Below are 12357 nucleotides of genomic sequence, written 5' to 3'. Positions count from 1 at the left end.
TGCCGCGTTTCGTAAAAGTGGCAAAAGTGCGTTCCCCAGCCGGCATGGCCTATCGCATCAATGCCACTTTTTCGAAGGGTTTGTTCTAGCGCGTTGCTAGTCGATTGATGATCGTGCATGAAAGAGTCGTCGTCTGTTGACGATCGTAGGTCGGGTGGGGCAGAAAGCGGCGAAGTAATCTGCGAGCGGCTGGCCGCTGTCCGCCGTCCGCTTAAGAAGGCAGGGCGAAGACACGCGGCCGGGCAGGCGTACTTCATGTATTCCCGGCATACGTGTGCAGGACAGTCATCATAGACGATCCAAAGGCCGCCCGAGGGGATGCGCCGAAGTCGACCCGATGCGACACCCCGAGGCCAGAAGGCTGGATCGCACCGGCTAAGGATTGAACGTGAAACGGACCTAGTCGATATCACCGCCGGGGGATCGCCAACCTTTCGGCGTTGCCCTATTCCCGCACGGCCGATGACCCAGAGGCGCCGACTTCCAGCCATATTCCGACGCTGAACGAGCGTCGCATCATTGGTCGGGAGCCGTCTCACGAGGAGGGGACCGCACCCGACCTCTTCGGCCGTTGAACATTCGGGACGCTGAGGGTCTCTTGTGCAAGTACACCAGCCGCTTGCTCTCAGAGGAGTCGTCGACGCGTCGTAGGCCATCGCCGAAGCTCACCCTTCATCCGCCGCGCGGCTGTAACGCGCCGCGTCGCTGACGTTCGTGATGCGGCGTGGTCGAACGTCGGCTTCCGGGAACGGCGAACGAGTCTTGACGACGTTGCGCGGGCGTTGTCTTTCTCTGGCGGGTTGCCCTTGAGCAGACATCAGCGCAACATTGGACTGAGTGTTTCCTTGGCACCGACCCGATGGCAGGAGGACACGGCTCCTGGCGACCTGAATGAACCGCACAGCAGTGACTCCTAATTCGACATTGACTGAGAAGCGAATGGAAAGCATCGATGGCTCCCTGCCGGACTTTGAAGCTCTTTTTCAGGCAAGCCCCGATCCGTACCTCGTGGTGGATCGGGACTTTCGCATCATTGCGGTCGCCGATGCGTACCTGAAAGCGACGATGACCCGTCGGCGGGACATCCTGGGTCGTCCCATGTTCGACGTCTTTCCGGACAACCCCGACGAGATTGACGCGACGGGAGTGAGCAATCTCAAGGCCTCGTTCGTGCAAGTGCTGCGCAGCGGCGTGGCTCACTTCATGGCCGTGCAGAAGTACGACATCCGCGAGCCGAACGACACCGGCTCGGGGAGCACCTTTGCGGAGCATTATTGGCAGCCGGCCAATTTCCCGGTGCTCGACGATCGCGCATGCGTGCGCTATATCATCCACCGCGTCGTCGACGTCACCGAGCTCCACCGGCTAAAGCATTCGAGCCGGGACGTGCAAGAGCGCCTAGAACGCGACCTGTACATGCGCGCACGACAAATTGAGCATGCCAACGAGCTGCTGCGCGAATCGCTCCTGCAGAAAGAGACGCTGTTACGCGAGATCCATCATCGCGTGAAGAACAACCTGCAGGTGATCGCCGCGTTGCTCCGATTGCAGGCCCAGCACGTTACGGACGAGGCTGCGCAGACGGCACTCTCGGAGATGGGCGGGCGCATCCGCGCCATTGCCGACATTCACCAGACGCTCTATAGCTCCGCTGATCTCGCGCGTGTCGACATGTCGGAGTTCGCCACCGAGCTCGCGAAGAACCTCCTGGCCGTGTACGGGGTCGACCGAGAGCGCGTGCGCCTGCAGCTCGAGATTGCATCGTCGAACCTGGACATTGAGCTGGCAGTGCCGTGCGGGCTGATACTGAACGAGTTGATCAGCAATGCCCTGAAGCACGCCTTCCCGGATGGCCGCACAGGCACCGTCGTTGCAACGCTCGACGAGCATGCGCAATTGCTGAGCGTGTCCGACGACGGTGTCGGCCTTGGCGGGAAACAATCGAAGGTCACCTTGGGCATGCAACTGGTGCACCTACTCGCGGAACAGATCGGAGCACAAGTTCGCGTCGAGTCGGGGCGCGGAACGCGGGTCACCGTGACACGCGCCGCTACGTGATCTGCTCCCGGTCGCGCCGTTCGAGCGCGAGTTGCAGCGCGACATGTACTTCAGCAGCCTCATAGGGCTTCATCACATATCCGTAGGCGTTGGTGCGCTTGATGCTCGCGAGCGTTTCGGCATCCGCGTAGGCAGTCAGGTAGACGACCGGAATCTGCAAGCGCTCCCAGATCAGCGACGCGGCCTGCGTTCCGTCCATCGCACCGGAGAGGCGGATGTCCATCAGAACCAAGTCGGGTAGGGTTCGCCCTGCCGCTTCGACCGCCGCCTCGCCCGTCATGACCGACGCGCAGACGTCGTAGTGCAGCGCGTGAAGATCGTTCTCGAGGCTCTTCGCGACGATGCGCTCGTCTTCGACGATCATCACCCGCGCCTGGAAGTCGCCGGCCACCGGAGGCGCGAGGCGCGGGCGGGTGGCGAAGTCCAGCAGCAACTCGGCAATGTCGGCCAACCGCGCCGTGTAGTCCACAGGGACTGTCTCCCGGACGCGCGTTGGCAGATCCGGCGCCTGGGCCTCGGCCGGGTCCTGGACGACAATGAGGCCGCCTCGACGCCAGATCTCCCACGACCTGGCGACACCGTCCTCCATCGTCCCAGTGAGCACGACGCCGACGACGCGCCGCCCGTAGGCCACCGCCGCCGATCGAAACAAAGCGTTAATCGAGGGACGGTGATAGCTTTCACGCGGGCTCGGCTGAACGACGACGCGGCCCCGCTCCAATGTCATGTTCGCGTCGGGCGGCGCAACGTAGACCCGGCCGGTTTCAACCAACTCGCCGTCTGCCGCGAAGCTCACCGGCAAGCGACTGCGTCGCCCAATCAGGCGGTCAAGCTGCCCACGGTACCCCGTTCCTAGGTGGTGGACGACAAAGAACGCGGCTGCAATCTCCGCGGGAAAGTGGGAGAAGAACTCCGGCAGCGACTCGACACCACCCAAAGACGAGCCGACCACGACGATGTCGCGAGGGCGAAGTGATTTCGAGGCCTCGGGGGTCAGCTCGGCGTCCGCTGAATTCATGACGTGTGTCCTGTGGGCGCGCCGTGCGGTCCAGGCGTACGGAACGCCATCATGTAATGGTGTTCATTGCGGGTCAGGCCAGCCGGACCTCCAGGCGACGTTTTCTCGAAAAGTTCCATGTCCGCCCTTAGTATCGCAAGCGTTGCCTGCATGGTCTCCCGTAGCTCGTTGGCTGGGCCTATTAAAACGCCGTTCCGGTCCATGCGAGCGATCCGACGATTGGCACACCGGTTACCGGTTCGTCCAGTGCTTGCAAGTTAGCCATAGCCCGCTCCTCCGATACTGATCGATGCTGCGGCCGTTGCGAAGGGTCCACCGCGAGTTCGTTCGATCAGCGCTAAAGCGCCCCTAAATTGTCGCACCTCTCGGTTCCAACAGCGATGGACCATCAAAGTTCTGCCTCAACGGGCGTCCGATTGCGAACGAGATCCGGCCATCTGAATGCCGGATCGGCGACGGTTGCGAACGTCAGCCCGTGGCCGCGTGCCGCCCGATGCGTTCGGCGCTAGCCGACCCGAAGCAGCCAATGGCTCCCCGCGAGTTGTGCGTCCGCTTTCGAAGTGGAAGCAGCTCGTCCCATACCAACGCCGAATGACAGGAGGCAGTCGATCGAACCCTGAACGATTCTTCCCGGTGCGGGGACCGTCAGTGTCTTTCGGTCTACCCGCTTCGATGCCCATCGCTTTATGCCTCCTAGGAATGACTGTTATCGACGGCGCCTGCCTTCTTCGAAGAAGCGCTGAGCTTCATCATTTGCTCACCGTCAGCTAACAGGAGCAACACGATGAGCAACTTCCAAACCTACACGATCGACACCGCACCGCCCGCCTCCAAGGCCGTTCTCGATGACACGAAGCGCGCTTTTGGCTTCGTCCCCAACCTGCAGGCGCATATGGCGGAGTCGCCCGCGCTGCTGGCCGGTTACTCAGCGCTGTGGGACCTGTTCTCGAAGAGCACGCTTACGCCGCACGAACAGCAGGTCGTCTACCTCACATCAAACTTCGAGAATAACTGCCACTACTGCATGGCCGGTCACAGCACGCTCGCAAAGATGATCAAGATGGGCGCAGGCGTAATCGCGGCACTGCGCGCCGGCACACCGCTACCCGATGCAAAGCTAGAAGCGCTGCATCGCTTCACGACCCTCGTGGTGCGTGAGCGCGGCTTCGTCCCGGACGCCGATGTCGACGCGTTTCTCGCCGCCGGCTACACCCGTCAGAACGTCCTTGAAGTGATCCTCGGCGTGGCGACCAAGGTGATGAGCAACTACACGAACCACATCGTCCACACGGAACTCGACGGCTTCATGGCTGGTAACGAGTGGACCAAACCGGTCGCTGTCGCTGCTGCAGCCTAAGCCGTCCACGGGAGCCCTTACGGCTCCGTCCAACCCATATAGAAGTTCGCCGAGAGACCGCCATGTCCACGTTCGACCGCTATAAAAACGCCTATCCCAACGCACGCCTGACCCGTACACCGGACGGCGTGCTGGAAGTCCGTTTCCATACCGAAGGCGAGAAGCTCGTCTTCAATGGCCACACGCATGAGCAGTTCACCGATATGTTTCATCAGATCGGTGAAGATCCGGATAACCGCGTGGTCATCCTGACAGGAAGCGGCGACGCATTCATGGACGCGATCTCGCCGGAAGGTTTCGAGTTCTTCACGCCGCGTGGCTACGACAAGATCTTCCGCGAAGGCCGCAAGATCCTGATGAACATCCTGGACATCGAAGTGCCGATGATCGCTGCGCTCAACGGCCCGGTCCTGCTGCATTCGGAATATGTCCTGCTGTGCGACATCGTGGTGGCGACGCCCGAGACCGTGTTCGAGGACATGCCGCACGCCGCGTTCGGCATTGCTCCAAACGACGGCGTGCATCTGCTGTGGCCGGAAATGATCGGCAGCATTCGCGGCCGGTACTTCGTACTCACGCAGCAAAAGCTCGACGCTGCAGAGGCGAAGTCGCTGGGTGTGGTGAATGAGATCGTGCCTGCGGATCAGTTACTCGAACGTGCGCACAACATCGCCGCGACGATCGCAAAACAGCCCCCGCTCACCACCAAATACACCCGCATTGGCCTGACTCAACGTCTGCGGCGTGTGATCGACGAAGGCATCGGCTACGGCCTAGCGCTCGAAGGCATCACGGCGGCCGAAGTGGCTCGCTTCGCAGCAGCACAGAACGCAGCCTGAACCCACTATTCCTTTAATCCTTTCGACGGAGAACACTCATGTCACTGCAAGACAAACTCGACGCATTCCGGGCCGACTTCAAGGCTGGCAAGCCGCCCTTCAACGCTCCTGCGGAGATTCATCCGGTGATGGAACGCGCCACAGCAGAACTGATTGCCAGCGGACAAGCGGGCCGCGCGATCAAGGCCGGCGACCGCGCCCCGCATTTCAACCTCAAGGATCAGGATGGCAATGACGTGTCGTCCGCTGCGTTGCTGGTAAAGGGTCCGCTGGTGGTGACGTTCTATCGCGGTGTCTGGTGCCCGTATTGCAATATCGAATTGCAGGCCATCAACGAGGTGCTGCCGCAGATTCAGGCCTATGGCGCGAACGTCGTGGCGATTTCTCCGCAAACGCCGGTCAACAGCCGCAAGTCCGTGCGCACCAACGAACTGGGCTTTCCGGTGCTGAGCGACGTGAACGGTCAGACGGGCATGGACTTCGGATTGCGCTTCGCGTTGCCCGACTATCTGGTCGACTTGTACAAGAACCTGAAAAACGATCTGCCCGCGTTCAATAACGACCCGAGCTGGACCTTGCCGATGCCCGCGCGTTACGTCATCGGACAGGATGGCATTGTGCTGTATTCGGAGGTCAACCCGGATTACACGCGTCGTCCCGATCCATCGGACATGTTTTCGGTTCTGGAAAAGGCGACGGCCAACGCCTGAGCCTTACCGCTCAACGCCGGGCAACAGCCTTGGCGCGCCCGGAGAACCCGGCGCGGCTTTTCGATTCCTTCCGGTTCTTAAAGGACATTTGATGACACAACGTACAGTTCTCATCACCGGCGCGACTAAAGGCATTGGCCTCGCGTTGACAGAACGGCTGATTGCCGATGGCCACCACGTGGTGGGTCTCGCGCGCGAAGCAAGGGATTTTCCGGGCAAACTGGTCCGCGTCGATCTGGCCGACCGTGCCGCAACCGGTGCGGTACTCGATGACCTCGTGCGACGTCACGCGTTCGATGGCGTGGTGAACAACGTCGCATTAGTCAGGCCGCAGCGTCTCGGAGAAGTCACGCTAAACGATCTCGACGACGTTCTCGCGCTGAATCTTCACCCTGCCGTGCAAACGGTTCAGGCGCTGCTTCCCGGCATGCAGGCACGCGGCTGGGGACGCGTCGTGAACATTTCCAGTCTGACGATTCTCGGCATGACGCAACGCACGGCCTACGCAGCGGCGAAAGCCGCGCTGGTAAGTTTCTCGCGTTCGTGGGCGCTGGAACTGGCGGGCACGGGCATTACGGTGAATGCCGTCGCGCCTGGCCCGACCGAGACCGTACTGTTTCGCGCGAACAATCCCCCCGGCAGCGAGGGCGAGAAGCGTTATCTGTCCGCAGTTCCGATGGGGCGCTTCGGCCAGCCCCATGAAATTGCCGCGACGATCGCGTTTCTGCTATCCGACGCGGCCGGCTTCATGACCGGTCAGACGCTTTACGTCGACGGCGGTGCATCAATCGGCAAGCTGGCTTTCTAAAGGCGCGCTGCCGGTGTCGGTGCCTGCGGCACCGAGTACCTCCTCCACGAAGGCGACGAACGCACGCGCCTTCGCACTCACCAGGCGTCCGGCCGGGAACACTGCCCACAGGTCGATTGGGGGCAATTCCCAGTCGGTCAATACCGCCTGGACCGTGCCGTCGGCGAGTTCCGGCGAGAACATCCATTCAGACGCGATTGCCAGGCCCATGCCGCCGAGCAAGGTCGTACGCATGCCCTCGGCGGCGCTCACGCTGACGCGCCCCGACACCACCACCGCCACTTCCTTTCCCTGCTGGCTGAACGCCCACGACTCGCCACCGCCTCGCAACGAATATACGATCACCTGATGCTGGCTAAGCTCCGCAGGCGTCTTGGGCACGCCCGCTTCGGCGAGATACGCAGGCGTGCCAACCACCAGCCGACGGCTTTGCGCTACGCGCCGTGCGGTCATCGTCGAATCGTCGAGCGAGCCCATGCGCAGCGCCACGTCCACGCCCTTTTCGAGCAGGTCGATGGTGCGATCGTCCAGCACGATATCGATCTGCAGGTTAGGGTGCCGGTCCAGAAACGTCTTCAGCGCCGGAAGGATATGCAGCCGCGCAAAGGTCACGGCTGCGCTGATGCGCAACACTCCAGATAGCCCGGTCGTCGCGTCGCGCGCGACATGCTCGGCGAGGTCTACCTCTTGGATTGCGCGTCTGGCATGTTCGTAGAAGCGCTGACCTGCATCGGTGGGCGTCAGGCCGCGCGTAGAGCGCAACAGCAGCCGCACGCCGAGCCGCTCTTCGAGTTGCGCAATCGACTTCGAAACCGCCGGTTGACCGAGCTTGAGCCGCTTGGCGGCCGCCGAGAATGAGCCAGCCTCCACCACGCTGACGTACGTTTCCATTGCTGCCATCCGGTCCATGCCGTTGCTTTTCCTTGCGGACCGTGAAAGTCCCTGTTGCGGTTGAGTTTTGGCTGAGATGTGTTCAGGGGGAGTCTAGCGCGTCAAAACATCGGATCGGTGAAATTGCCGATGATCGGTCTTTGTCATCTGACTTCCGTTCACGAAAGCGCTCCCCTAATAAACCGGCCCCGCCGCAACGGATGCATGCCCGTCATTCGATAGGCTCCCGTGATCGGCGCGAACATCGGCTTGTGGCCGTCCGCTCGCCGCCGCGACCCGATTTTCCTCACGAGGAAAGATTTTGGCAGCGGCGACAGGCCCCGTCATTACTCGGCCGCATATATCTTATGACTCTCCGGCGATTGCATGCGGTGCGAGGTGTCCAACATACTTTCCGATAGCCAAACCAAGTGCGGCAGCGGTTGCTTTAGGTCTTGAAATGGCCATCTCAACATTCTTAATGTCGGAGGAATCGATACATGAAGAGTTCTAACAAAGTTTTGATCATTGGTGCATCACGTGGACTAGGCTTCGCACTCGCCCAAGAGTGGCTTTCGCGAAACTGGAACGTCGTCGCTACCGTACGAAGTGGCAATACGCCGCTGCATCGCATAAAACAGGCGTTTCCGGGGCAGATACGTGTCGAGCAGATGGACGTCACTGAAAGCTCTGATATTGAGGCCCTCGCGGACCGACTGCCTGTTCACGAGTTTGATGTCCTGTATGTCAATGCTGGTATCGCTCTTGGTCCAGAGGATCGAGCGGACGAGGTTACCACCGAGGACTTCAGCCGTTTAATGGTTACAAACGCGTTGAGTCCGATCCGCATCATTGAGCGGCTGTACGACAAGGTGAAAGAACAAGGAACGATAGCGGTTATGTCCTCAAGTCTTGGGAGCGTGACACTGAACGAAAGCGGTGGATGGGAAGTCTATCGCGCCAGCAAGGCGGCTTTGAATATGCTGATGCGCTCCTTTGCCGTGCGCCACGCGAGCGCTTCCCAAAGCCTCGCGCTGGTCGATCCTGGGTGGGTTCGGACGGACATGGGCGGCGCCGATGCGACCCTGAGCATTGATGAAAGCATCCCCGGAATAGTGGATCAGATAGCCGCGTCGTCGGGCAAAGCAGGACTTCATTACTACAACTACCGTGGCGAGACGCTTCCGTGGTAGTCCGTTTGCTGGCAAGTTGTCGGTAGCTGACCTTTCGCGCCAGATTGACGATAGGTGATGGCCGAGACAAGCGCGCACTAGTGCTCGATTTGCGTCCTCGCTGACCGGAGCAGCGCCAGGAGCACACCTTCCTGGGGCGGACGCGACGTGCCATGAAGGCTACATTTTCCCGAGCCATTGAGCGGCCGCCATCAGCAGGGAAGGAGCCGTTCGAACGGCCGACTTCGCGAGAGGGGCGACCGGCCGAAAATGGCCGCGAGCCGCCCCACGCCCTTGCCGGCTGATCCGCCGTTAGCGACTCTCGGCAGTCTTCAGTTGAACGGCTGTCGAATTACCAATGCCGACCTGGACCGTAGCGGCTGCGGCGCTGGGCGCGTGCATCTCGCCGCCAAGCTTCGCGCTGGCGACCGCCTCCGCAGGCTCCGCCGGAGCATGTACTGAGCGCGACCCAACACGCACCGATCTCGCAGACGTCACATGCACAGTTCTCGGCGAAGCCGCATTCGCCAAGCGAACAACCAGGCGCGCAGCCGTCATCGCCACCTATGTAGACGAATCCAGCTTGGCGTACAACGGCCGGGCGACCTGCGAGTCCGACGTTGCGCTCTCCGTAGTGATGCCACGCACAGAGATCAAGGCGCCGCCGGAGGAGCTTAAGGCCCCGCGTCAGCCCGTGCCGTTCAATCGCCCGAAAGCCAAAGTTCGAACAACTCTGCCCACCGGTGTGGATGCGGTACGCACATGCGAAGCCCTTGCGAGGAGAAACGTAGCGCTGGTAGAGGCGAATACCTTTCAAAACCACTGAGGTCAGCATGGGCGTTCCCTGGAAGCGTTGTGGGGCAAAGAGCAGATCGCATACCCATCCGGCCGCCTTTCTATTGCGAAGCGACTTTGCTTGAGCGCTGGTCGTCGGCTCAACCGGCTGGTCCTGGACTTGGACCGCTAGCCCACTAGAGACCAACGCGGCAATGCGCAGGTGAATGGTAGAAACTTGCCGGTTGTCGCAGTCGCTGAAGATCGCGCTGCCCGGCGGAACGGGCGCTGAAGTCGTCCCTATGCGGCGATGCCTAGCTGCGGGACGGCAACTGCGACTCGTAGACGCAAACCGACGCTCAAATGAGGCCCGCTCCGTTGAGCGGGCAGAGCCGATAACGGTGCATGGCCCGTTATGGACCCTTGGCGCTCAACAGCAACCCGGGCGCAGCGCTTGCGCCATGGAGTCCGGAGGATGCGACGCCATGAAAGCGACTACATTCTTAGAACAAGCCAAACGCGAAGCGCAGCTCGTCGATGCGCTGCTGGTTGCACGATATGCCCTTGTCATACACAACGGCATGACGGTGCTAGGCGATGATGAACCGCCGTCGCGCTGGCAGATGCGCTTCCATCGCGAACTTCAATGCATCGATGCAGCCCTTCAGATGGCTGGGATTGACACGACGCAGGCGCTTCATCCGCCGAATCTCTTCTTGAGCGGCGATGATGACGATGGCGGCGGTAACTTGCCACCGGGCTCGGAGGACTGAGATGGGGCGCTGGGGCGGTTCGCGCGCGACGCGCGTGCGCGCGCCGGACACACCGCCGGGCGAAATGCCTGCGCTAATCGAGCCGCAGCTCGCGACGCTGGTTGAACGTCATCCTGCGGAAGGCGACTGGTCTTACGAGATCAAGTTCGACGGCTACCGGATGCTCGCGCGCATCGAGCGGACAGAGGTCCAGCTGATTACCCGAAACGGGCACGACTGGACGGACCGCATGCCGCGGTTGCGTGCCGCACTTGAGGCGCTGCCCGTCGAAAGCGCGTGGATCGACGGTGAGGCGGTGGTGCTCGACGCTGCCGGCAAGCCCGACTTCAATTCCCTCCAGAACGCCTTTGACCGACGAAGCACGGCGGACATTGTTCTGTACGTCTTCGACCTGCTGTGGCTCAACGGCACCGATCTCCGGGAGCAGCCGTTGCGGGCTCGGCGGGCCATCCTTCAGAAATTGATGCAAAGCGTCGAGAGTCCGCTCCTTCGCTATTCCGACGATTTTGCGGCAGATCCAGCCTCACTCGTAGCCTCCGCCTGCAAGATGCAGCTGGAAGGCATCATCGGCAAGCGGGCAGACGCGCCGTACCGGTCCGGACGTTCAAACGACTGGATAAAGCTGAAGTGCAACCTCAGACAAGAGTTCGTGATCGGCGGCTTCTCGCGGTTGAGAGGCGCGAAATCAGGCGTGCGTTCCTTGTTGCTCGGCGTCTACGAGCCAGATGGCGCTTTCCGGTATGCCGGCCATGTGGCGCCTCACCTCGCGCCCGCGCGAAGTGCTGCATTCAGCAGGCGCGCCCAGGCTTTGCAGCAGGCTCAACCTGCCTTCTATAACGCGCCCCAACCCGAGCGCGACCGCGAATTTTACTGGCTTAAGCCTGAGATCGTGGCGGAGGTCGCGTTTCTCGAATGGACGCCCAACGGCGAAATTCGCCATCCTGTCTTTCATGCGCTGTGCGAAGACAAGCCGGCCCGCGCGGTGACAGAAGAGAAGGTGATCGCCGATCCGCTGGTTGATGCCCCCAAGGCGATCGGATCGACGCGCGAACGTCCAGGTCCGCGCGGCACGGTCGTCGTCGGCGACATCAAGATTAGCAACCCACAGCGCGTGATGGATCAGGCCTCAGGCCGCACCAAGCTTGACATGGTGCGTTACTACGACGCCATCGCCGAATGGGCGCTGCCCTACCTGCATAACCGACCGCTTGCCCTCGTGCGTGCGCCCGACGGCATTGCCGGCGAGCTGTTTTTCCAGAAGCACTCCGAGCGCGCGCGCATCCCCGGCATTGAAGAGTTGCCCGTCAGTCTGTATCCGGGTCACAAGCCGCTGCTGGTCGCAAACACCGCCGACGCGCTGGTCGGACTCGCGCAGATGAGCGTCGTGGAGATTCAGTCATGGAATGGCGTGGCGCCCGATCTCGAACATCCTGACCGTGTCATTTTTGATCTGGATCCCGACCCAGCTTTGCCGTGGTCGGCGATGCTCGAAGCCGCCTCGCTCGTCAAGGTGGTACTGGATGAGCTGGGTTTGCGCTCATTCGCCAAGACGAGCGGCGGCAAAGGCTTTCACATCGTCGTGCCGCTCACCCGCCGACAACGATGGGATGAGGTTAAGCTCTTCTCACAGGCGGTGGCGCAGCACATGACCCGCGTGGTACCGCAACGCTTTTCAGCGGTGCTGGGCCCGAAGAATCGCGTCGGCAAGATCTTTATCGACTATTTGCGCAACGGGCGAAGCGCCAGCACGGTCGCCGCATTCTCAGTGCGGGCTCGCCCCGGCATGGCCGTGTCGATGCCGATCTCATGGGATGAGTTGAACGACGTCAAGAGCGGCGACCAGTGGACAATGGCGCAAGCCATACATCGGCAACGCACGCTCGCAGCAGACCCCTGGGAAGGCTACTGGCGCACGCGGCAAGGCATTACCGCCGCGATGCGCCGGGCAGTCGGCCTAAAGCGCTAGACGGGTCGCAGT

Annotated in this window: 11 protein-coding genes; 8 read left to right on the top strand and 3 right to left on the bottom strand. The window is 61.5% G+C overall.

Annotated features, from left to right (window positions below):
* Positions 1-939 precede the first annotated feature (939 nt).
* Positions 940-2058 carry a sensor histidine kinase gene (locus tag NCR34_RS26595; RefSeq protein ID WP_250501293.1) on the top strand — a complete coding sequence of 373 codons (1119 nt, stop codon included), beginning with the start codon at positions 940-942 and terminating at the stop codon, positions 2056-2058.
* On the opposite strand, the gene NCR34_RS26590 is transcribed toward NCR34_RS26595, so the two are convergent.
* A complete protein-coding gene (locus tag NCR34_RS26590; RefSeq protein ID WP_250501292.1) occupies positions 2051-3076 on the bottom strand; it encodes a chemotaxis protein CheB in 1026 nt (341 codons plus the stop codon). The two genes, NCR34_RS26595 and NCR34_RS26590, sit on opposite strands and share 8 nt — an antisense overlap.
* A 784-nt stretch (positions 3077-3860) precedes the next feature.
* On the opposite strand from NCR34_RS26590, the gene NCR34_RS26585 reads away from it, so the two are divergent.
* From NCR34_RS26585 to NCR34_RS26570, 4 genes are all read left to right on the top strand, one after another.
* Positions 3861-4433 (top strand): carboxymuconolactone decarboxylase family protein, encoded by a 573-nt coding sequence (locus tag NCR34_RS26585; RefSeq protein WP_250501291.1) that lies wholly within the window; start codon positions 3861-3863, stop codon positions 4431-4433.
* A 62-nt stretch (positions 4434-4495) separates the two neighbouring features.
* Positions 4496-5272, top strand: coding sequence for an enoyl-CoA hydratase/isomerase family protein (locus NCR34_RS26580; protein ID WP_250501290.1), 777 nt, complete (start codon positions 4496-4498; stop codon positions 5270-5272).
* 38 nt (positions 5273-5310) lie between these two features.
* Positions 5311-5982 carry a peroxiredoxin-like family protein gene (locus tag NCR34_RS26575; protein ID WP_250501289.1) on the top strand — a complete coding sequence of 224 codons (672 nt, stop codon included), beginning with the start codon at positions 5311-5313 and terminating at the stop codon, positions 5980-5982.
* Positions 5983-6073: 91 nt separating this feature from the next.
* A complete protein-coding gene (locus NCR34_RS26570; RefSeq protein ID WP_250501288.1) occupies positions 6074-6790 on the top strand; it encodes an SDR family oxidoreductase in 717 nt (238 codons plus the stop codon).
* Here the strand turns inward: NCR34_RS26570 and NCR34_RS26565 are convergent.
* Complete coding sequence (locus NCR34_RS26565; protein ID WP_250501287.1) at positions 6767-7699, bottom strand: LysR family transcriptional regulator; 933 nt, start codon at positions 7697-7699, stop codon at positions 6767-6769. The two genes, NCR34_RS26570 and NCR34_RS26565, sit on opposite strands and share 24 nt — an antisense overlap.
* A 461-nt stretch (positions 7700-8160) precedes the next feature.
* On the opposite strand from NCR34_RS26565, the gene NCR34_RS26560 reads away from it, so the two are divergent.
* Positions 8161-8853, top strand: coding sequence for an SDR family NAD(P)-dependent oxidoreductase (locus tag NCR34_RS26560; RefSeq protein WP_250501286.1), 693 nt, complete (start codon positions 8161-8163; stop codon positions 8851-8853).
* A 331-nt stretch (positions 8854-9184) separates the two neighbouring features.
* Here the strand turns inward: NCR34_RS26560 and yidD are convergent, their stop codons facing one another.
* A complete protein-coding gene (gene yidD, locus NCR34_RS28290) occupies positions 9185-9667 on the bottom strand; it encodes a membrane protein insertion efficiency factor YidD (protein WP_350029464.1) in 483 nt (160 codons plus the stop codon).
* Positions 9668-10091: 424 nt separating this feature from the next.
* On the opposite strand from yidD, the gene NCR34_RS26550 reads away from it, so the two are divergent.
* Together NCR34_RS26550 and ligD are read left to right on the top strand one after the other, a co-directional pair.
* Complete coding sequence (locus NCR34_RS26550; RefSeq protein ID WP_206466676.1) at positions 10092-10379, top strand: hypothetical protein; 288 nt, start codon at positions 10092-10094, stop codon at positions 10377-10379.
* A 1-nt stretch (position 10380) separates the two neighbouring features.
* Entirely contained in the window at positions 10381-12345 is a 1965-nt protein-coding gene (gene ligD, locus NCR34_RS26545; RefSeq protein WP_248324121.1) for a DNA ligase D, read from the top strand.
* The last annotated feature ends 12 nt before the right edge of the window (positions 12346-12357 follow it).

This window comes from Caballeronia sp. GAWG1-5s-s, assembly GCF_023631445.1.
In the GTDB taxonomy this organism is placed as follows: Bacteria; Pseudomonadota; Gammaproteobacteria; order Burkholderiales; family Burkholderiaceae; genus Caballeronia.
The sequence above is the reverse complement of the archived record's forward strand: the minus strand, read 5'-3'. Positions and strand labels throughout refer to the sequence as shown.